We start from the raw sequence: 19812 nt of genomic DNA, 5'->3' as shown, positions 1-19812 counted from the left end.
CCGAAACAGAGCTAAACGGATTCAGCTAACGGGTTCTTACCGTCATCTGCAAAAGTTACGAACCCGCTGTGAGCATGTGTTTGCTGAAAGCAAAGTTGCGCATGGCATGGATCGTGCACGGAGCCGCGGACTCGACTGCATGCAAGAACAGGCGCTACTGACGGCGATCGTTCAAAATCTGAAAAGACTATGCCGGTTTGGGAAAAAGCGATCTCGAACTGGTATGTCGGCATGCCAAAAAACGAAATCCGTGATGACAGAGGCGTTGTCACGCCTACTCATTTCAGCGCTGGCTGAGTTGTTTTACTCGTTTTGCATGTCCATCAGACGGCTACAACTGCACTAATTCACCGGACTTTTAAAGAATTACGCAAACTTCACTTGCTATGGAATTGATGTCTTCAATACAAAGGCCGATAAGTTAATCGAAGCCATTGTTGAAATAACGCCATGCAGTGAGTTCGATTTAGGATCTATTTTTGACTTTGAAGAGGTGGGTCTTTCTTTCTACAGATCCCACGTCTTTACTGAAAAGGATATGGAGGAAGAATGGTTTACGGCAAAATCCCCAGAAGATCAAGAAGATGACATGAAATATTTGTACTTTGAAACCGTGATGGTCTGTGGATTGGAGTATTATGATTTGTTAAGAAAAGCGAGGGATATATTATCATGACAGAGCCGCAGGAGTAGTCTTGCGGCTCTGTCATGATTTACCCCAAGCTCAATGTACCACTCAATATGCCGTGAGCTTCGGCTATTCGCAAGGATGAGTATTCACCTGTTCTGTCATTGAATTAATCTATCATGAGACAGAGGCGAAGTAAGGTTCGATACGGTCTCCAGCGTTAAGCCATCATGATTTATTGCAACATTTGGATGGACTAAACCGTTTCCATAATCAGGAGGGATGCGCATGCGTTATTTTTTATGTTTCGCCATTATAATGTCCGTAATTATCACGGGATGCACTTCTCAAGAAAAATTACCCACTTCAAGTGGTGATTGGCGAATAAGTTCAGTTACTTTGAACGGATATTTATATCGGGCAACCGAAGAGATGGTAATGGACATCGATAATAGAATTGGTACGATTGAAAAGTACAGTGATGATGAATCGTTTTTGAAATCCATAGAAGATACATTTTCTAACAAATATCTCGTTGGCACCAATCTATATTCGATAAAGGGCGTTCCTGTCACAGAAGCGATTGCTGCGGAAGTGAGTAACAACACCTACTATAAACTATATTGCGAGGGAAAGATTCGCGGAGGTGAATCGGGAAAATGTAAATGAGCGGCCTGTGTACATAGGCCGCTTTTTGATGCAATGGACAAAGCAGGTTGCACTTTATCTAATCTCAGATCAGTTCCGAGAATATCTATGAAACGCAGGAACATCATGGTATCATGTAAAGTAGAGCAGAAATGGGTGCCAATGGAATTGGTGATTTGTTCCACGTGGAACAATTTTTTTGTTCAGGTTCTCTCCTTGCAGGAAATAGGTGCCTGCTTGGAGAATAGATAGGAATAGAGGATAGCTGTATCCAATGCAACGGCATGGATAGAGCACGGGTAGGCTTTTCATGTAGGTATGGATCACGGATTATACAATCCGATGGAGCAGAGCAACTGCCGCTTCTTCAAGTGTCTGGCATTATTTTGAAGTTAGGTGGTATTATCGGATATGAAAGAACAACTGTCTCGGTTATTCGGTTTTGCAGAGCGGGAAGCGCTCGATGAGGTCAAGCAGCTTCCGGTGAACGAGATCGTCACCAGTCCTTATCAGCCGCGCACCATTTTTGATGATGAACGAATTGATGAATTGTGTCAGACGATTAAGACCCATGGTGTGATTCAGCCCATCGTGGTTCGGCAGCGCAATGGCAAGTATGAGATTATTGCCGGGGAGCGGCGTTGGCGGGCCGTGAAAAAGCTGGGCATGGACACCATCCCGGGGATCATTCGAGAAATTAATGATTCTCAAGCGGCGTCGATTGCCCTCATTGAGAATTTGCAGCGTGAAGGGTTGACCGCCATCGAGGAAGCGGTTGCTTATCAGAAGCTGATCGATCTCCATGATCTGACACAAGAAAGCTTGGCGCAGCGATTAGGCAAAAGCCAATCGACGATAGCCAACAAGATTCGGTTGCTTCAACTTCCGGAAGCAGTCAAGACAGCTCTGATGGAACGCAAGCTGACGGAACGTCATGCCCGGGCACTGTTGAGTCTCGATTCGGAAGAATGGCAGCTCAAGTTGTTGAATGAGATTATTACGAAAGAACTGAATGTGAAGCAAACGGAAGCGAGAGTCGCTTTCTATAAAGAAGTCAATAAGGCCAAAAAGACGAAACGCATTTCGTTCACGAAAGATGTGCGCTTGGCCTTGAACACGATTCGCCAGTCGATTGATATGGTGTCCGGATCCGGCCTGAAGATTAAAACGAATGAAACGGATCACGAGGATCATTACGAAATTGTGATTAAAATTCCGAAACGATAAAATCGCGTCCTGAAGTCCAATCATGTGCTGCATGTCTACCGTTGCTTAGAATCGGATGAAGACGTTGGTGTTGTTCTGATGGCGGAACGTTAGGGCGGCAGACAAGACGCCGCTCTTTTTATTGCATAGGAAAGCAATTCAAGTTCTCGATGCAGCTCGAGCAGGCAGAAAGAATCAACATTGAGGTGAAGAGGAATGGCTAAAGTCATTGCCATTACCAACCAGAAAGGCGGCGTCGGGAAGACCACGACGACGGTGAATTTGGGTGCGGGTTTGGCGTTGCTAGGCAAGCGGGTATTACTGGTAGATATCGATCCGCAGGGCAATACGACAAGCGGAGTAGGGATCAATAAAGCAGATGTAGCCAACTGCATTTATGATGTCATCATTAATGACGTCCATCCCAAAGATGCGATCGTTCCCACGATGGTCGAAGGATTACATATTATCCCGGCTACGATTCAACTGGCAGGGGCCGAGATTGAGCTGGTGCCGACAATTTCGCGGGAAGTCCGGTTGAAGAAGTCCTTGCAGCTTGTGGCCCATCTGTATGATTATATTTTGATTGATTGTCCGCCGTCCTTAGGGATTTTAACGATTAATTCGCTGACGGCTTCTCATTCCGTCATTATTCCGATTCAATGCGAGTACTATGCCTTGGAAGGCTTGAGCCAATTGCTCAATACGGTAAGACTGGTGCAAAAACATCTCAATACATCCCTGCAAATTGAGGGCGTTCTGCTCACGATGCTGGATGCGCGTACGAACCTGGGCATTCAAGTCATCGAAGAAGTGAAAAAGTATTTTCAGCAAAAGGTGTATCAAACGATCATTCCTCGGAATATCCGTCTGAGCGAAGCGCCGTCGCATGGACAGTCGATTATGACTTATGATCCGAAATCGAAAGGCGCCGAGGTATATTTGGAACTTGCGAAGGAAGTGATTTCATATGAGTAAGCGTTTGGGACGCGGCTTGGATGCGCTCATTCCTTCTTTATCCGTGAACGATGATGATAAGGTTACGGAAGTGTCCTTGCAGCAATTGCGTCCGAATCCTTATCAGCCGCGCAAAAATTTCGATGAACAGTCGATTCAGGAGTTGGCCGAGTCGATTAAGCAGCATGGTGTCATTCAACCGATTATTGTCCGGAGCGTCGTCAAAGGCTACGAAATCATTGCAGGTGAGCGCCGTTACCGGGCTTCGCAATTGCTCGGGCTGCCAACGATACCGGCGGTGATTCGCAGCTTTTCTGATCAGCAAGTAATGGAAATTGCTCTCATTGAGAACCTGCAGCGGGAAAACCTGAATGCGATCGAGCTTGCGCTCGCTTATCAAGGACTTATGGATCAGTTCTCGCTTACGCAAGAGGAACTGTCTGTAAAGGTCGGCAAATCACGATCGCATATAGCCAATTTCCTGAGATTGCTTCAACTTCCGGAAGAAGTAAAGGAATATGTTTCACGTGGAACACTATCGATGGGACATGCACGCGCTATCGTAGGCGTAAAAGATACAACGAAAGTGAAGCAGCTTGCGAAATCGACGATCGATCAAGGGTGGAGCGTCAGACAACTGGAAGAAGCGATACAGCAGCTTCACCAAAAAAACAAATCGGCAGACAAACCGAAGGCTGTTCGCCATGACCCATATTTGCATGAAGTAGAGGAGAGCCTGCGCGAGCAATTCCGCACCACGGTCCGGATTAAGCAAAATAAAGACAAAGGAAAAATTGAGATTGCGTATTTCAGCAAGCAGGATCTGGAACGATTGCTGGAAATGCTGCAGACCGTTTCTTCCAAATAATTTTTGCAAAAAAGCTGGACACTTGGTTGTCATCCTAAGCCCAAAGGATTAAACTAAGAATGCCAGTTTTTTTCTGTTTTGAGAGCCGATTTTCTGCGAAGATTCCGGGCTGAAACGGCTGGTTTCCAGGGATATATTGGGATAGAAAAGGTTACAAAAATGTTCTATTTGTCGATGCCGGGATAAGGTAAAGTTATAGATAGAATGAGGTGGATGAGATGGGCGGAAGAGCGGATGCGCCTCCGATCATTTATATGGATCATGCAGCCACCTCGTGGCCCAAGCCAGCATGCGTCATGGAAGCGATGCAGCGCGCGATGCTGGAAGAAGGAGGCAACCCGGGGAGAGGCGGGCACCGCATGGCCGTGAAGGCAGGCAAGCGCATTCTTCATGCGAGAATGGCGGTGGCCAAGCTGTTCCAGGTGGCCAACCCGGTAGATATTGCCTGGATGGCCAATACGACGATGGCGTTGAACACTGCTATTCATGGCTACGTCCGGCCGGGGGATCATGTCGTAGTAACGGGTGTAGAGCATAACTCGGTTACTCGTCCGCTGGAGTGGTTGATGCGCCATCATCAGGTTCAGGTCACTTATGTCGAACCGGATGCGGACGGAACGGTCGATCTGCATCGCGTTCGGCAGGCTTTGAAGCCTCATACCCGGCTCGTGATCTGCAATCATAGCTCCAATCTGTTCGGTTCCATCCAACCGATAGGGGAGATTGCGGCCATTGCGCATGATTATGGCGCGAAGCTCCTTGTGGATGCCGCCCAGTCGGCGGGGCTGCTGCCCATCTCGGTGGCGGCGCTTGGCATTGATATGCTTGCTTTTCCCGGCCACAAAGGCCTGCTTGGGCCACAGGGAACCGGCGGGCTATATATTGACCCGGCTCTCGATGTCCAACCCCTCGTACAGGGCGGAACGGGAAGCTTTTCCGATGAAGCGGTTCATCCTGCCACGCGGCCGGATTGCTATGAAGCGGGGACGCCGAATACGGTCGGGATCGCTGGTTTGGAGGCAGGGGTACGATTTGTACTGCAGGAGACGGTTGAGGCCAGGTATATGAAGGAATGGAAACTGGCACAGAAGCTGATGGAAGCAATCGAGCGGCTGCCAGACCTGCGTGTCCTTGGACCTGAACTCGGCCAGCCGCGAACGGGGATCGTATCATTGGTCAGCGAACGCGTCGATAGTTCCGTCTTGGCCCATCGTCTCGATCGGGAGTTCGGCATTGCGGCGAGGGCGGGATATCATTGCACTCCTGCGGCCCACCGGGCTGCGGGGACGTTGGCATCCGGCGCGCTTCGCATTAGTGTCGGCTGGAATACGACGGAGGGAGATATCGAACGGGTAACGGAAGCTCTACATTGGTTATGCATCGGATAAGCTAGAGGCAGGAGAGAACAGAAACCTATGATGAATGAATTATGGAATGAATGGATGCCGCTGGTCGTACTGTGTACGGCAGGGTTATCTCTTATGTTACTATTACTGGTATGGATTCAGGGCGTGAAGCTTCGCAAGCTGCGGCGGAAATACATGTCCATCATGGGGGAGAGCGGTGTAGAGCAGCTCGATCTGGTGCTCTCCAGCATGCATGATGACATGAGCCGGTTGCGGGACGGGTTCGAGCAGCATCAACGTCGGATTCAGCAGTTGGAAGGAACCGCAGCCAGAATGAAATCCCATGTCGGCATTCAGCGCTATAACGCCTTTGCAGAGCATGGGAGCGAACTGAGTTTCTCGATTGCCTGGATCAACGATGAACAGGACGGCATTGTATTGACAGGCATTCACGGGCGGGATCATTCCTATGTATACGCCAAGCCTGTGGAGAAAGGCCAATCCGCGTATACCTTATCGCCGGAAGAAAAGCAGGCCCTTGATGCGGCGGCAGCCAGCCGTGGACAAGCCGCCTCGGCGAAGGCTGACAGAGCTTAGTTAACCGGGGTTGTCCCTTCGATCGATTGATGGATCACTTCTCCGATCAGTTCGGCCATGCTCATGACCAGATGAAGCCGAGTATTTTGCAGCACGAAATATTCCATGAAGCCTCCGACGTTGACGATGCCGGTTATGTGCATGTCGCCGACCGGGGGCAATTGTTTGTTCACTCCCGCGCCCGGACGGACAGGACCATGCTGGATCTGAACCGCGCCTACGCTGCTGCTCTGGCCAAGGCAGGCATCCACGGCTAAGATGAAGGTATTCGCGTCTTCCTGCCGCAATTCATCCAGCTTGTCCTGCAAATTCATGGCATGGACCGGCTGCTGAAGCGTTCCGAAGACGCGGTACTGGGAATTGGATCGCTTGACCAGATACGTGCCGACGAGGGGGCCCAGGCAATCCCCGGTGGAACGGTCGGTGCCAATGCATACAACCGATAGTGATTGGTAAGGGGCACGCAGGCGCAAATGCTCGCGGCAGGAACGGACCAGCGTCGTCAGCGCTTCCGGCGTGTTGTAATCCACTTTGCATGGCGGACAGTCTATGGGAGCAGGAGAATTGAAGAGAGAGTAACTCACGGCGCAACCTCCGTTTCTACGAAATAGTAGTAACTAGTATATGGATGAAAGAGGAGTTTTATACTCGGAAGAAGGAAATCATACTGTTAAGGAAGGATGCGCCGTCATGAATGGAATAGAAGCGGAAGAATGGGTGCTGGCCTTTGATTCTACCCAGCATGCGCTTCGAATGGAAATGCTGATGGAATACCTCGATCTGGACATTGACACTTGTCCGACGCCGACACAGATTACGGCAGGATGCGCGCTGTCCATTCAGTTCCAGCCTGACGATCTGGGGACGGTCCGGACCCTGATTCGAAGCGAGCGGGTCGAGATTCGCGGGATATACTATAAGCGGGATGATCAATATATTCAATTGATAGAATCGGCAGAGGAGTGAGAGTATGCTGCAGGCGGAACCGGAAGAGACGAACATGATGGAGCAGAACATCGAACAGACGGTTAGCATTTTTCAGAAATGGCAGCATCAGATGATGGACTGGATTACGGATCCTTCCACATGGGAATGGCTGATTCTCAAATCCATCCGGATCGTGCTCATTATTCTCATCTCCCGGATTGCGATTAAGGTTCTTTTTCGCATGATTGACCGAGCGATAAGCAAGAAGGGAAGGGGAAATCTTGCGCTTAATCCGCGCCGGCTGCTCACGATTGTGAAGCTGCTCAAAAATGTCACCTCATTGACACTCAACTTTACGATGATTATGTTCATCTTAATGGAGTTCAACGTCAATCTGGCGCCGCTGCTGGCCGGGGCAGGGGTCGTTACGTTTGCGATCGGCTTCGGCTCGCAGAGTCTGGTCAAGGACGTGATGACCGGTTTTTTCATCATTTTCGAGGATCAGTTCGCCGTAGGGGACGTTGTCAAGGTAGGTCAGTTCCAGGGCACGGTGGAAATGATCGGACTAAGGTCTACGCGGATACGCAGCTGGACAGGGGAGATACATATTATCCCCAATGGAAGCATTACGGACGTAACCAACTACTCGATCAGCAATTCATTAGCCGTAGTGGATGTTGTCATCGCGGCGGATGAAGATGTCGATACAGCGATTCAGAGAATGGAGAAGACATTGGCCGCCTTGCCGGAGCGCGAACCGAATGTAATCCGGCAGCCGCAGGTGCTTGGAATTCAGACAATGACCCGCACCGAGACGACGATACGCATCATCGCGGAATGCAAGCCGTTCACTCAAGCTCAGGTGTCCAGACTCATCAATCTGGAGGTTAGAAAAGCGCAATATCGCAAAGAAGAGGAAGCGGCATCAATTGAAAATGATGAAGGAAAGGGGCTCTCGACGAATGGAACGTAAGCAATTTGAACTGGGGGATATTGTGCAAATGAAAAAGCCGCATCCATGCGGCACGAATGAAATGGAGATTATCCGTATGGGGATGGATATTCGGATTAAATGCGTAGGGTGCAAGCACAGTGTGCTCATTCCGCGGGCCAAGTTCGAAAAAAGCATGAAAAAAGTGCTTCGGTCGGCAGACGCCGGGGCCGAAAAAAAAGTGGAGTAAAACATCTTGCATTTTTTAAGTTCATGTGTTAAAATGAATTGTGCTGTGGAAAGGTACCCAAGAGGTCCAAGGGGGCTGACTCGAAATCAGCTAGGCGTGTCAAAGCGTGCGTGGGTTCGAATCCCACCCTTTCCGCCACTTTCACTTTAGTTCTACACTTTGGTATGATACCGGAGTTAATGGATGATACATACGTTCGTACGTTGGTGGCTTCATAACGACGAACTGATTCGATACCTCTTACCGATGAGTAGGAGGTATTTTTATATGGTTTACCCTGTCCGAAAAGTAGGATATAATTGCCATGCACTAGAATGGCTTTATGGGCAGCCGGCTAATCTCCCGGAAGGGAGGCGATGCCAGTGAGCGTATACGAAGCATTGTCCGTGATGTTCCAGTTTGGACTCTGGATATTCGCGTTGCTGACATTTGTCGTGACGCTGCTGATATACCTGCACACAAAAAAATAGGCCGCCCGGCTAAGGTCACGGCCTATTCAGGTACTACCTTGGTTTTAAGCCACCGCCTTTGAAGCGGCTATTGCGGAAGAGTCGTGTTGCCGCACGGCTCTTTTTCTTATTTATATGATAGCATAGCGATTATTATACGTCTACTTAATTTGGCATTCGTGCGAATCCGTGACTCTGGCCTTCACAGTAAATGAAAGGACTCCGCAGATGCAGAGTCCTTTCCTGGTTGACGGTGCTTGATTAGACTTTCTTTACTTCACTTCTTCAGATGGCTCAGGTTCATCTATATGGCTGACCATACAAGATTCGTGTTTCAGACTAAAGTGTCTTTGGCACAACCCCTCGCTTCTCTTATGATGTTATCGTAAAGTATGCGTCATCACTCGGTTGTTTCGCTGCAATGTTCAACGGAACCCACCTCGCTTCGCACCGTCAGTCGTTATTATGGCTGTTCATGCCGATTTTATGCGCTAGGTAAAATTATTTAGTGGGTAAGAGCGTGGGATTTCTTTTTCCATTTACGGTCTTTGTTGGTCGTCTCCGGGAACGTTTCGCCTTTTTTCAATCGAATCTGCTTCGGATCCTGAATCTCGGTGTGGAAGCTTGCCTCGCCTACCTCCATGTAGATACCGTCGTTGGGCGCTTTGTCTCCCGGCTCAAATTCGGTCTGTTCACCCATCCTTGCCACCTCCTGATTATCGGCAAATTTGTCTCTTCCATTGTATTGTTCGCGTCCAGGCACAGGTTCATTAGTGGAGAAATGTAGGAGGGGATTTGATCCCTATGAGTTTCTCCGCTTTGCAGATGGGCAAACCGAGATGAAATTGGCTAAGTCAGCAAAGGTATGGCTTGCACCATAGCCCTGTTTTTGTTATATTTATTTAGTGCGAGTTTTCTCGCTCCTTGCTCCTGACGCACCGATCAGGGGCCTGAAGTCCAAGAGGAGGTGAACGTGAAATGCGCAAATACGAATTGATGTACATCATTCGTCCAGACATCGAGCAAGAAGCTGTCCAAGCAGCAGTCGAAAAATTCCAAGGCGTCATCTCTAACGAAGGCGGGGAAATTACGAAACACGACGTGATGGGCAAACGCCGTCTTGCTTATGAGATCAAGAAGTTCCGCGACGGTATCTACGTTCTCGTGAACTTCACTGCACAACCTGCAGTGGTTGCCGAGTTGGAGCGTCAATTGAAGATCTCCGACGAAGTTATCCGCCATCTCGTAACAACAGACGTGGCTTAATTGCCAACCATCGTATTTCGTAAGGATACGTCGAAGGAGGGGATTACATGTTGAATCGCGTGATCTTGATTGGTCGTCTAACCCGTGACCCTGAATTGCGCTATACGCCATCCGGAGTTGCTGTGACGCAATTTACGTTGGCGGTCGATCGTCCGTTCTCGAACCAGAATGGCGAGAGGGAGGCGGATTTCATTCCCGTGGTCACATGGCGGCAGTTGGCAGAGACTTGCGCCAATTATTTGCGCAAAGGTCGGCTAACGGCCGTGGAAGGCCGAATCCAAGTCCGGAGTTACGACAACAATGAAGGGAAGCGCGTATACGTTACGGAGGTTATCGCCGATAACGTACGATTCCTGGAGTCCAACCGCGACAGCGGAGGAAGTCGTGACGATATGGGCGGAGGTTATGGCGGCGGACAGCCGAACAATAACTCGCGGCCCTATGGCGGAGGAGGCTCTAGCCAGTCCCGCGGTCCGGCAGCGGATCCATTCTCTGACGACGGCAGACCGATCGATATATCTGATGATGATTTGCCATTTTAATAGGGAAAGGACTGAATGGAATGAGCTTCAAGCAAAATGAAGGCGGCGAACGCAGCGAGCGTCGTTTTGGCGGCCGTAAAGGACGCAACAAGCGCCGTAAAGTATGCTACTTCACTGCGAACAAAATTACGCACATCGATTACAAAGACACGGATCTGTTGAAGAAATTCATCAGCGAGCGCGGCAAAATTCTGCCTCGCCGTGTAACAGGAACAAGCGCAAAGTATCAACGTTTGTTGACTGTAGCGATCAAACGCTCCCGTCAAGTAGCGTTGCTGCCATACACAACGGAGTAATGCAAGAGAGCAGCCGGGTTGATGACCCGGCTGTTTTTTATGTCTTCATTTACATGTCTGTCCCCAAAAAAAATCGTAAATTTCCCCTTAAAAACCCAATAATTATTCCCATATTTTCAATAATTACACCAAAAATGTGACCAATCAGTATTTTATTTTTTGATCAAATACATGTAAAATAAACTTGTTGTTTTCTGTAATTCGAAAATGTATGGTAAGATCCAATGCAATACCTCATGGCTCCGCTCATACGACAGCTATAAAATAGATAAATCGGACCATGAGCAACTAGGGGTAAGCCGAACATGAAGTGAAGGCGGCTTCAACTTTTTGGCTCTAGCCGGGAAGAGGGAGCCGGGTTGAGCGAGTGTCGATCGGCAGGATACGCCATTCATCAAGGGCGTGTCCGGGAGCATAATATGCTAAAGGAATGCATCGCGCGGATTGCGTCTTATAGGGAAGACGCGGCGGGAAGAAGCGATGTTTCATTTGTTGATCCAGTTGTGTAATCATCCGGCAAAGGGGTGCGGCCAAAGAACTTGCCCAAGAAAGAACAGCAAAGAGAAAACGGGGCAGCGGGCAGGGCGCTACAAATTCATCAAAAAGGAAGAAGTTGAGAGCATGAAAAAATATAAAAAATGGTGGATAGCCTTCTTGGTGATCGCCATCATCGGATTCGGAGGGTTTTTCTTCCGCAAACAGATCGCCGTCTTGGCGTTCGACATGTTCCTGTCGGGGCATGTGGAGGAAACACTGGAGAATTCGTACAAACCGATTGAAGGTAAAGAAGAGGTTATCCGGAAGGTTACCGAGCCGTTCTCGGTGTTGCTGTTAGGGATTGATGCCCGCGGCAATGAAGTGGGGCGTTCGGACACCATCATTTATTCCGTCGTGCGGCCGGAAGACAATAAAGTCCTGCTGCTGTCGATTCCGCGCGATACGTACACCGAGATTATCGGTAAAGGGATCGAGACGAAGCTGAACCATGCTTACGCATACGGGCAAGCGAAAATGAGCATGGATTCGGTGGAGAACCTGCTGAAGCATAAAGTTGATCATTACGCAACCATTAACTTCCAAGGATTGAAGGATGTCGTCGACGCGCTGGATGGCGTAGAGCTTCCGATCAAGGAAGACATTGTGAACAAGGATCCGAACCACGAGAAATTCCGGATCGAGGCGAACAAGCCAATTTACAACGGACAGGAAGCATTATACTTCGTCCGCTATCGCGAGGATTCCGACATGAACCGGACGATGCGGCACCGCACCTTCTTGAACGCCATCATGCACCGGGCAATCGAAATGGACAAAATCGGCCGAATTCCTGAACTTATTCAAATTATGGGTGATAATTTCTCGACCGATATTCGTCCCAAATTCATGATTGACCTGGCGAAGACGATGTTCACGCAGTCGGATACGCCGCAAATCAGCAGCTACATGCTGCATGGCGACGGCAAGATGATGAGCAATGTATGGTATTATATGGTTGATGAAGAAGATATGGAATATGTGCAGAAGCTCCTTGATAATTGGCTGGATCCGAACACGAAGAAGGCCGATCTGATGGAGCCGCGCGAAGTCAAGGGAGATTAAAACGGATAGGAGTCAGTCGTGATTGCGGCTGACTCTTTGTTTTTGATAAGGGAAATGTGTTAATTTAATCTTAGGGAGAAAAATGGCCCCTGCTTGACATGAGGAGGAGACCACGCGGATGAATATTGCTTTTTTCTTGACACCCAAACATGAAGTCGTATGTTTGACGGTGAGCGCTACCTTGCGTCAAACCTTGGAAAAAATGGAGCATCATCGTTATACGGCCGTGCCTATATTGAATGATGAAGGGGAATTCGTCGGGACGGTCACCGAGGGAGACCTGCTGTGGCATATGAAGAATTCGAATGGGAGCATCACCTTCGAAAACGCATCGCGCTTTTTGCTCAAGGATGTGCCCTTGAATGTCCGTCATAAAACGGTGCGCATCGATTCGAATATGGAGGATCTGATCAAGTTGGCCAAGGTGCAGAATTTCGTTCCGGTCGTTGACGATATGAACCGCTTCATCGGCATTGTCCGGCGCAGCCAAATTATTGAATATTGCGAGCAGTTCACGTCGAAAGCCATGAATATCAAGTAAATATGGTATAATGAAGAATGACGGTTTTATTGGGGACAGGGAAAAAATAAGGAAGTTAGCCCCGGTTCTTGCGTGACGAACGGAATAGAACCAAGAGGGAAGAAGAGCTTCTCAAGAGGTGAATAGGTTGAAATATCGCTGGTCATCGTTAGCATGGGCGGTTGCGGCGCTCGTATTGTTATTATCCATCCTACAACCGATTCAGGTGTTGACGATGAGTTTTATGGCGGTGCCGTTTGTCATGCTCTACGCAACACAATCCCTGCGCGGGTTTATTCTGCATGGGGCGGCATTGTTATTACTTGTGTATGTTTTGCTCGGCAGCTTAGGGATGGTAGGCGTGCTGACGGGTGTATATTTTATGATTCCAGGAATCGTATTCGGTCATATGTTCAAGCAGAAGCGGCCGGCCCTGAACGTATATGTCGCGGGAACCGCCACATTCCTCGTGGAATCGCTGCTGCTGCTGGCGTTCGCCAAGCTGGCGTTTGACTTCAACGTGTACCATTACATTATGTCGCTGATGAACGAGAGCATGGCCGGATTGCAGCAGACCACGCTGTTCCCGGCGGATCTGACACAGGAGATGAAGGAGCAATTCGTCATCCTGCTCAGCCAGATGATCCCGTTCATGCTGATTATCGGCGCGCTCTATATGGGCACCATTACGTATGCCATTAGCCGGGCGCTGCTGACGGCACAGGGCATCGCGGTGCAGAAGCTGAAGCCGGTCCGGCAATGGATGCTGCCGCGGGCCTTAATCTGGTATTACTTAATTACGATCATTCTCGATCTGATCGTGCAGAAGTCGTCAGGAAGCTTCCTGACCCTGATTTTGATCAACCTGGTGCCGCTGCTTCAACTCGCCTTCATGGTGCAGGGCATCGGCTTCCTGTTCTTCCTGGCGCATTCGCGTAAATGGAACAGGGCTATTCCGGTCGTTATCACCATTGCAGTCATCTTTGTGCCGCTGCTCCATGGCATTTTGCGAATTATCGGAATCGTGGATCTGGCCTTTCCGCTGCGGCAGGCCATGTCCAAGCCAAAAGCGTAGGGTGAGAAACTATGCCTAAAATGTTGTTCCAACGCTGGTATTTCAAGCACATCATCTGGACGTTCGTGCTGCTCGTCGTGGTCACGGGCGTCCTCGCTTATTACAACTGGATGGTCGGCTTGCTTGCTTTCGCCGGCATCGCCGCATTGGCTGTGGCTTCGCTGGCGGCGGAACACAAATTCCGGCAAGAAACTGAATTATATCTGACCACGCTGGGGCTTCGCGTCAAGCGGGCCGGAGAGAGCGCCATCGTCGATCTGCCCTACGGCATTCTTCTGTACAGCGAGAACCGAATCATCGAATGGCATAATGCTTATGTGGCTCAGCTTATCGAGCAGGACGGCCTGGTTGGAGAGGAGCTGGGAGAAGTCTTCCCGCAGCTTCAGGCCGGCAAAGATTCGGAGCACTCACAGGAGCTGTTCATCGGCGGACGCATCGTCCATGCGGATATCGTGCCCGGGGAGCGGGTCGTCTACTTCAGGGACATTACCGACATCTGGACCCTGCGCAAGCGATACGAGGAAGAACGCATCGCCCTAGGAACGGTCATTATGGACAATCTGGAAGAGTCGACACAGGGGATGGATGACCAGCAGCGGACCGGGCTCATCGCGCGGGTCGCCGGCCAGATTACGGAGTGGGCGGCAGAGAACGGGATTCTGATTCGCCGGCTCTCCTCGGAGCGTTACTTCCTCGTTATGGATGTACAGACATTGAAGGCGCTGGAACAGACGCGGTTCGCGATTCTGGATGAAGTGAGAGAGGTGCTGTTCGGCAATAAGCTCCCGGTTACGCTCAGCATGGGGATTGCGGCCGGAGCGGACAGCATTGCCGAGCTCGGCCGGATGGCTCAGTCGAGCTTGGATATCGCTTTAGGCCGGGGCGGGGATCAGGTTGCTGTCCGCATGGGTCAGCGGCTCTCTTTCTATGGGGGCAAGTCGAACGCGGTCGAGAAGCGGACGCGGGTGCGTGCGCGCGTCATCGCGCATGCGCTGCGCGACTTCATCCAACAGAGCGACGCGGTGTTCATTATGGGGCATAAAGTGCCGGATACGGATGCGATCGGTTCGGCGATCGGCGTGCTGCATGCGTGCCGAATGCTGGAGGTAGAGGCGTATATCGTGCTCGAGGAGAGCAATCCGTCCATCGACCGGATGGTCGACCAACTGCGGAAGGACGAGATTCTATGGTCCCGGTTCATTACCCGCGGCGAAGCGGTCGAGATGATTACCGAGGCCAGCCTGGTCGTCGTGGTCGATACGCACAAAGCTTCTTTGGTGGAGGAGCCGAAGCTGCTGCGTTCGGAACGGATTGTCGTCATCGATCATCATCGGCGCGGCGAGGAATTCATCAACGACGCGGTGCTTGTCTATCTGGAGCCATATGCATCGTCCACGGCCGAGCTTGTCACGGAGCTGCTTCAATATATCCATGACCGGATTAATTTGAGCATGCTGGAAGCGACCGCGCTGCTGGCGGGCATCACGGTGGACACGAAGCATTTCACGCTCCGGACCGGGTCGCGCACCTTCGATGCGGCCAGCTTCCTCCGCCGCCAAGGCGCCGATCCGCTGCTTGTGCAGCGCGTATTGAAGCAGGATCTCGATGAATATATCGAGAAGGCCGAGATTATCCGGCGCGCGGAAATGCTCTATGGGCATATCGCGGTCGCGGTAACGGAGCCGGGACGCAAATATTCACAGTTGCTCATCGCCCAAGTAGCTGATACGCTGTTGAATATGACCGATGTGCTGGCATCGTTCGTGATTAGCGAACGTCCGGACGGACTCATCGGGATTAGCGCGCGATCGCTCGGGCAGATGAATGTCCAGGTCGTGATGGAACGGCTGGGAGGAGGAGGCCATCTGACCAACGCGGCCGTGCAGTTGGCGTGTCCGCTCGAGGAAGCGGAGGCCAAGCTGAGACGCGTGCTCGAAGAAATTGATGCGGAAGAGGGGTTGTTCGAATGAAAGTCATTTTGTTGCAGGATGTTAAAGGACAAGGCAAGAAGGGGCAAATCAAGGAAGTCTCCGAAGGATATGCGCAGAACTTCCTGTTCAAGCAGGGACTTGCGCGTCCGGCGACGGAAGGCAATCTGAAGACCCTGGAGCAGCAGAATAAATCGGAACAAAAACGCAAGGAGCAGGAGAAGCTCGATGCGGAGAAGCTCGCTGCGACCTTGAATGAGACAACGGTCCCGCTGAAGGCGAAGGCGGGCGAAGGCGGGCGCCTGTTCGGGGCGATCACGACGAAGCAGATCGCGGAAGCGCTCAGCAAAATGAAGCTCAAAATCGATAAGCGTAAGATCGAGCTGGACGAACCGATTCGTTCACTCGGCTATACGAATGTAACCATAAAACTGCACCCGGATGTGAAGGCGACAGTGAAGGTTCACGTAACGGAGGAATAAGATGAACGACTTGTTCGTTGATCGGATTCCGCCGCAAAATCTGGAGGCGGAACAAGCGGTACTCGGCGCGATTCTGTTGCAATCCGAAGCCTTGATTACGGCGATGGAACGGATTCAGCCGGAGGACTTCTACGATCCGGCTCACCAAATGATCTACGAGGCGATGATTGAACTCGGCGAGGAGAATCAGCCTGTCGATCTCGTTACGCTGACCGCCAAGCTGCAGGCGAAGCAGCAGTTGGAGGATGTCGGCCGTATCTCGTATCTGACGAAGCTGGCCAACGCCGTGCCGACGGCGGCCAATGTCGATTACTATGCGCAGATCATCGAAGAGAAGTCGATGATGCGCCGTCTTATTCGGACTGCGACCCAGATCGTGAGCGAAGGCTACTCCGGCGGCGACGACGTCTCCGGCCTGCTGAGCGATGCGGAGCGGCGGATCCTAGAAATATCGAATCGCCGTTCGTCCAGCGGCTTCATCGCCATCAAGGACGTGCTGATGGATGTCTACGAGCGGGTCGAATTCCTGAGCCAGCATCAGGGCGGGACGACGGGGATTCCGTCGGGATTCCCCGATCTGGATAAGATGACGTCCGGGTTCCAGCGAAGCGACCTCATTATTGTGGCGGCCCGGCCTTCCGTAGGGAAGACGGCGTTCGCGCTCAATATTGCCCAGAATGTCGGCGTGCGGGCGAAGGAGACGGTGGCGATCTTCAGTCTGGAGATGTCCGCCGCACAGCTCGTTCAGCGGATGATCTGCGCGGAGTCGAACGTGGATGCCGGACGCCTGCGTACCGGACAACTGGAGGACGATGATTGGGAGAAGCTGACGATGTCGATTGCGGCGCTGTCCGAGGCCGAAGTCTATATCGATGACACGCCGGGCGTAACGGTCGCCGATATCCGGGCGAAATGCCGGCGCCTCAAAAAAGAGCGCGGGCTGGGCATGATTCTGATTGACTACTTGCAGCTTATTCACGGTCGCGGCAAGCCGGGAGAGAACCGGCAGCAGGAAGTATCCGAGATTTCCCGGACGCTGAAGCAGATAGCCAGGGAGCTGGAAGTGCCTGTCATTGCCCTCTCGCAGTTGAGCCGGGGCGTGGAGCAGCGTCAGGATAAGCGTCCGATGATGTCCGACTTGCGGGAATCCGGTTCGATCGAGCAGGATGCCGATATCGTCGCGTTCCTGTACCGCGATGATTATTATAATCAGGATACCGAGAAGAAGAACATCATCGAGATCATTATCGCCAAGCAGCGGAACGGCCCGGTCGGAACCGTCGAGCTCGTCTTCCTCAAAAATTTCAATAAATTCGTAAGCTACGAACGCAATCATCAGGAAATGCCTGCAGGATAGACATTTAATGGGATTCATAGCGTGCGAGCGTTACTTTTCCGAACATTGATATATGGGCGGTACGTAACGTTCGCTTTTTTATTGACTTCGTCTTCCAACGCTGATACACTTAAAATGCTGCCTTCCGAAGAATGCAGCGAATATTGGTGTGTGAACACCCGACGGGGGTATGAAAATGTCTACAGTAGTCGTCGTAGGAACCCAATGGGGTGACGAGGGAAAAGGGAAGATCACCGATTTCCTCGCCGAAAGCGCAGATGTAGTGGCGCGATATCAAGGCGGTAACAATGCGGGGCACACGATCCTAATCAATAATAAAAAGTATAAGCTGAGCCTGATACCATCCGGCATCTTTTACAAGGACAAAATCTGTGTCATCGGAAACGGCATGGTAGTCAATCCAAAAGCGTTAATCGAAGAAATTGGATATATTCACGAAAATGGCTTCTCGACCGACAATCTCCGCATCAGCGATCGGGCGCATGTGATTATGCCATATCATATGGTGCTGGACGGGTTGGAGGAAGAACGCAAAGGACCGAACAAAATCGGGACGACCCGCAAAGGGATCGGCCCTGCCTATATGGACAAAGCGGCGCGCAACGGCATTCGCATCGTCGATTTGCTCGACAAGGACGTATTTGAGGAGAAATTCCGCCATCTCGCCAAAGAGAAGAACGAATTGATCCGAATGTACGGAGGCGAAGAGCTGGATGTTGAAGCGACGCTGAACGAATATCTTCAATATGCGGATGCGATCCGCAAGTATGTCGTCGACACGTCCGTCGTGCTGAACGACGCGATCGATGCCGGCAAGAAGGTGCTGTTCGAAGGGGCGCAAGGCGTCATGCTGGATATCGACCAAGGCACCTATCCATTCGTTACGTCTTCGAATCCGACGGCAGGCGGCGTCTGCATCGGTTCGGGCGTGGGACCGTCCAAGATCGAAGAGGTTATCGGCGTCGCCAAGGCTTATACGACACGCGTAGGCGACGGTCCGTTCCCGACGGAGCTGAACTGCGAGACGGGAGACTTCATCCGCGAAGCGGGCCATGAGTACGGCACCGTTACCGGCCGCGCGCGCCGCGTCGGCTGGTTCGACAGCGTCGTCGTGCGCCATGCGCGGCGGGTAAGCGGCATTACCGGATTGTCCCTGAACTCGCTGGACGTGCTGACCGGCTTGAAGACGGTCAAAATCTGCACGGCTTACAAATACCGCGATCAGGTGATTGAGCACTATCCGGCGAACTTGAACATGCTCGCGGAATGCGAAGCTATCTACGAGGAAATGCCAGGCTGGACGGAAGACATTTCGCAATGCAAGACGATGGAAGAACTGCCGGAGAGCACTCGCAATTATGTGAAGCGAGTATCCGAGCTGACAGGCATTCCGATCTCGATCTTCTCGGTCGGACGCAATCGCGAGCAGACGAACCAGGTTCGTCCAATCTATCGCTCATAAATGAAGAGAACGGATAATAACCGGTTGTTCCCGAGAGGAACGGCCGGTTTTTTTATGGGCTTTAGCCCGTTGAGTGCGTGAAACGCACGAAACAAAAAACCACCCGCTATGCGGGTGGAGGGATCGAGGGTTTGACCAACAAGACCATCCCGATAAAATTGAGATGTTCAGGCTCAATGAAAGGAATGGTCTTAGATGGCAAACAAGAACTATAGTCTAGCTCACACGAAGTGGATGTGCAAATACCACATTGTGTTCACCCCGAAGTATAGACGGAAAGAGATTTATAATCAAGTGAGAAAAGACTTGATTGAAATCTTCAAGCGTTTATGTAAATACAAGGGAGTGGAGATCTTAGAAGGTCACATGATGCCAGATCATGTACATATGCTAGTAGCGATTCCTCCAAAAATCTCAGTATCATCATTCATGGGATATCTGAAGGGAAAAAGCTCACTGATGATATTCGAGAAGCATG

At 50.9% G+C, this 19812-nt stretch carries 24 protein-coding genes and 1 tRNA gene; 23 read left to right on the top strand and 2 right to left on the bottom strand.

The window, feature by feature from the left end; all coding sequences use genetic code 11:
- The 7 genes from ABD76_RS11435 to ABD76_RS11405 all read left to right on the top strand — a co-directional run.
- A partial coding sequence (locus tag ABD76_RS11435) for a transposase (RefSeq protein ID WP_197253583.1) occupies positions 1–346 on the top strand: 346 nt, incomplete at its 5' end.
- Positions 347–916: 570 nt separating this feature from the next.
- Positions 917–1297, top strand: coding sequence for a hypothetical protein (locus ABD76_RS11430; RefSeq protein ID WP_197256965.1), 381 nt, complete (start codon positions 917–919; stop codon positions 1295–1297).
- A 390-nt stretch (positions 1298–1687) separates the two neighbouring features.
- Positions 1688–2503, top strand: coding sequence for a nucleoid occlusion protein (noc, locus tag ABD76_RS11425; protein ID WP_197256963.1), 816 nt, complete (start codon positions 1688–1690; stop codon positions 2501–2503).
- Positions 2504–2698: 195 nt separating this feature from the next.
- On the top strand, positions 2699–3460 hold the full coding sequence (locus tag ABD76_RS11420) for a ParA family protein (RefSeq protein ID WP_006678734.1): 762 nt from the start codon (positions 2699–2701) through the stop codon (positions 3458–3460).
- Positions 3453–4307, top strand: a complete 855-nt coding sequence (locus ABD76_RS11415) for a ParB/RepB/Spo0J family partition protein (protein WP_197256961.1) — start codon at positions 3453–3455, stop codon at positions 4305–4307. The genes ABD76_RS11420 and ABD76_RS11415 overlap by 8 nt, the downstream gene beginning before the upstream one ends.
- Positions 4308–4525: 218 nt before the next feature.
- Positions 4526–5695 carry an aminotransferase class V-fold PLP-dependent enzyme gene (locus ABD76_RS11410; RefSeq protein WP_197256959.1) on the top strand — a complete coding sequence of 390 codons (1170 nt, stop codon included), beginning with the start codon at positions 4526–4528 and terminating at the stop codon, positions 5693–5695.
- 27 nt (positions 5696–5722) lie between these two features.
- Positions 5723–6250 (top strand): DUF4446 family protein, encoded by a 528-nt coding sequence (locus ABD76_RS11405; RefSeq protein ID WP_197256957.1) that lies wholly within the window; start codon positions 5723–5725, stop codon positions 6248–6250.
- Here the strand turns inward: ABD76_RS11405 and yyaC are convergent.
- On the bottom strand, positions 6247–6834 hold the full coding sequence (yyaC, locus tag ABD76_RS11400; protein WP_197256955.1) for a spore protease YyaC: 588 nt from the start codon (positions 6832–6834) through the stop codon (positions 6247–6249). The two genes, ABD76_RS11405 and yyaC, sit on opposite strands and share 4 nt — an antisense overlap.
- A gap of 106 nt (positions 6835–6940) precedes the next feature.
- On the opposite strand from yyaC, the gene ABD76_RS11395 reads away from it, so the two are divergent.
- The 5 genes from ABD76_RS11395 to ABD76_RS11375 all read left to right on the top strand — a co-directional run bounded on the left by ABD76_RS11395 (position 6941) and on the right by ABD76_RS11375 (position 8828).
- Positions 6941–7216: a putative Se/S carrier protein gene (locus ABD76_RS11395; protein ID WP_197256953.1), complete on the top strand. Its 276-nt coding sequence runs from the start codon at positions 6941–6943 to the stop codon at positions 7214–7216.
- Positions 7217–7220: 4 nt separating this feature from the next.
- On the top strand, positions 7221–8150 hold the full coding sequence (locus ABD76_RS11390; RefSeq protein WP_197256951.1) for a mechanosensitive ion channel family protein: 930 nt from the start codon (positions 7221–7223) through the stop codon (positions 8148–8150).
- Positions 8140–8358 (top strand): DUF951 domain-containing protein, encoded by a 219-nt coding sequence (locus ABD76_RS11385; protein ID WP_197256949.1) that lies wholly within the window; start codon positions 8140–8142, stop codon positions 8356–8358. Before ABD76_RS11390 ends, ABD76_RS11385 begins: the two co-directional genes overlap by 11 nt.
- Before the next feature lie 47 nt (positions 8359–8405).
- Positions 8406–8496: transfer RNA gene (locus tag ABD76_RS11380), tRNA-Ser, on the top strand.
- Between the two features lie 224 nt (positions 8497–8720).
- Positions 8721–8828: a putative holin-like toxin gene (locus tag ABD76_RS11375; protein ID WP_083835607.1), complete on the top strand. Its 108-nt coding sequence runs from the start codon at positions 8721–8723 to the stop codon at positions 8826–8828.
- Between the two features lie 484 nt (positions 8829–9312).
- Here ABD76_RS11375 and ABD76_RS11370 read toward each other — a convergent pair whose 3' ends face one another.
- Positions 9313–9507 (bottom strand): YjzC family protein, encoded by a 195-nt coding sequence (locus ABD76_RS11370; protein WP_197256947.1) that lies wholly within the window; start codon positions 9505–9507, stop codon positions 9313–9315.
- 278 nt (positions 9508–9785) lie between these two features.
- Between ABD76_RS11370 and rpsF the strand changes: the two genes are divergently transcribed.
- The 11 genes from rpsF to tnpA form a co-directional block, all read left to right on the top strand.
- On the top strand, positions 9786–10073 hold the full coding sequence (gene rpsF, locus ABD76_RS11365) for a 30S ribosomal protein S6 (protein ID WP_168178522.1): 288 nt from the start codon (positions 9786–9788) through the stop codon (positions 10071–10073).
- A gap of 47 nt (positions 10074–10120) precedes the next feature.
- The gene (gene ssb / locus ABD76_RS11360; protein ID WP_197256945.1) at positions 10121–10615 is read left to right on the top strand and encodes a single-stranded DNA-binding protein; all 495 of its coding nucleotides are present in this window, start codon (positions 10121–10123) and stop codon (positions 10613–10615) included.
- A 20-nt stretch (positions 10616–10635) separates the two neighbouring features.
- Positions 10636–10911 (top strand): 30S ribosomal protein S18, encoded by a 276-nt coding sequence (gene rpsR, locus ABD76_RS11355; RefSeq protein ID WP_168178524.1) that lies wholly within the window; start codon positions 10636–10638, stop codon positions 10909–10911.
- Between the two features lie 621 nt (positions 10912–11532).
- Positions 11533–12510: an LCP family protein gene (locus tag ABD76_RS11350; protein WP_197256943.1), complete on the top strand. Its 978-nt coding sequence runs from the start codon at positions 11533–11535 to the stop codon at positions 12508–12510.
- A gap of 118 nt (positions 12511–12628) precedes the next feature.
- Positions 12629–13051 (top strand): CBS domain-containing protein, encoded by a 423-nt coding sequence (locus ABD76_RS11345; protein WP_197256941.1) that lies wholly within the window; start codon positions 12629–12631, stop codon positions 13049–13051.
- A gap of 127 nt (positions 13052–13178) precedes the next feature.
- Positions 13179–14105: a DUF2232 domain-containing protein gene (locus ABD76_RS11340; protein WP_197256939.1), complete on the top strand. Its 927-nt coding sequence runs from the start codon at positions 13179–13181 to the stop codon at positions 14103–14105.
- Positions 14106–14116: 11 nt separating this feature from the next.
- Positions 14117–16075 (top strand): DHH family phosphoesterase, encoded by a 1959-nt coding sequence (locus ABD76_RS11335; RefSeq protein ID WP_197256937.1) that lies wholly within the window; start codon positions 14117–14119, stop codon positions 16073–16075.
- Positions 16072–16515 carry a 50S ribosomal protein L9 gene (gene rplI / locus ABD76_RS11330; RefSeq protein WP_197256935.1) on the top strand — a complete coding sequence of 148 codons (444 nt, stop codon included), beginning with the start codon at positions 16072–16074 and terminating at the stop codon, positions 16513–16515. The genes ABD76_RS11335 and rplI overlap by 4 nt, the downstream gene beginning before the upstream one ends.
- A gap of 1 nt (position 16516) precedes the next feature.
- Complete coding sequence (dnaB, locus tag ABD76_RS11325; RefSeq protein WP_197256933.1) at positions 16517–17872, top strand: replicative DNA helicase; 1356 nt, start codon at positions 16517–16519, stop codon at positions 17870–17872.
- Positions 17873–18047: 175 nt separating this feature from the next.
- Positions 18048–19334 (top strand): adenylosuccinate synthase, encoded by a 1287-nt coding sequence (locus ABD76_RS11320; protein WP_197256931.1) that lies wholly within the window; start codon positions 18048–18050, stop codon positions 19332–19334.
- Between the two features lie 195 nt (positions 19335–19529).
- Positions 19530–19812, top strand: a 283-nt coding sequence (tnpA, locus tag ABD76_RS11315; RefSeq protein ID WP_197256799.1) for an IS200/IS605 family transposase, incomplete at its 3' end; no start/stop codon positions are given.

This window comes from Paenibacillus dendritiformis (genome assembly GCF_015845845.1).
Classification (GTDB): Bacteria; Bacillota; Bacilli; order Paenibacillales; family Paenibacillaceae; genus Paenibacillus_B; species Paenibacillus_B dendritiformis_C.
Note: the sequence above shows the minus strand (reverse complement) of the source record. Positions and strands in the feature narration are given on the sequence as shown.

Bases quoted from the DNA above. Each gene is read 5' to 3' on its own strand.
- ABD76_RS11430 (WP_197256965.1), top strand. From the start codon at position 917: ATGCGTTATTTTTTATGTTTCGCCATTATAATGTCCGTAATTATCACG.
- noc (WP_197256963.1), top strand. From the start codon at position 1,688: ATGAAAGAACAACTGTCTCGGTTATTCGGTTTTGCAGAGCGGGAAGCG.
- ABD76_RS11420 (WP_006678734.1), top strand. From the start codon at position 2,699: ATGGCTAAAGTCATTGCCATTACCAACCAGAAAGGCGGCGTCGGGAAG.
- ABD76_RS11415 (WP_197256961.1), top strand. From the start codon at position 3,453: ATGAGTAAGCGTTTGGGACGCGGCTTGGATGCGCTCATTCCTTCTTTA.
- ABD76_RS11410 (WP_197256959.1), top strand. From the start codon at position 4,526: ATGGGCGGAAGAGCGGATGCGCCTCCGATCATTTATATGGATCATGCA.
- ABD76_RS11405 (WP_197256957.1), top strand. From the start codon at position 5,723: ATGATGAATGAATTATGGAATGAATGGATGCCGCTGGTCGTACTGTGT.
- ABD76_RS11395 (WP_197256953.1), top strand. From the start codon at position 6,941: ATGAATGGAATAGAAGCGGAAGAATGGGTGCTGGCCTTTGATTCTACC.
- ABD76_RS11390 (WP_197256951.1), top strand. From the start codon at position 7,221: ATGCTGCAGGCGGAACCGGAAGAGACGAACATGATGGAGCAGAACATC.
- ABD76_RS11385 (WP_197256949.1), top strand. From the start codon at position 8,140: ATGGAACGTAAGCAATTTGAACTGGGGGATATTGTGCAAATGAAAAAG.
- ABD76_RS11370 (WP_197256947.1), bottom strand. From the start codon at position 9,507: ATGGGTGAACAGACCGAATTTGAGCCGGGAGACAAAGCGCCCAACGAC.
- rpsF (WP_168178522.1), top strand. From the start codon at position 9,786: ATGCGCAAATACGAATTGATGTACATCATTCGTCCAGACATCGAGCAA.
- ssb (WP_197256945.1), top strand. From the start codon at position 10,121: ATGTTGAATCGCGTGATCTTGATTGGTCGTCTAACCCGTGACCCTGAA.
- rpsR (WP_168178524.1), top strand. From the start codon at position 10,636: ATGAGCTTCAAGCAAAATGAAGGCGGCGAACGCAGCGAGCGTCGTTTT.
- ABD76_RS11350 (WP_197256943.1), top strand. From the start codon at position 11,533: ATGAAAAAATATAAAAAATGGTGGATAGCCTTCTTGGTGATCGCCATC.
- ABD76_RS11345 (WP_197256941.1), top strand. From the start codon at position 12,629: ATGAATATTGCTTTTTTCTTGACACCCAAACATGAAGTCGTATGTTTG.
- ABD76_RS11335 (WP_197256937.1), top strand. From the start codon at position 14,117: ATGCCTAAAATGTTGTTCCAACGCTGGTATTTCAAGCACATCATCTGG.
- rplI (WP_197256935.1), top strand. From the start codon at position 16,072: ATGAAAGTCATTTTGTTGCAGGATGTTAAAGGACAAGGCAAGAAGGGG.
- dnaB (WP_197256933.1), top strand. From the start codon at position 16,517: ATGAACGACTTGTTCGTTGATCGGATTCCGCCGCAAAATCTGGAGGCG.
- ABD76_RS11320 (WP_197256931.1), top strand. From the start codon at position 18,048: ATGTCTACAGTAGTCGTCGTAGGAACCCAATGGGGTGACGAGGGAAAA.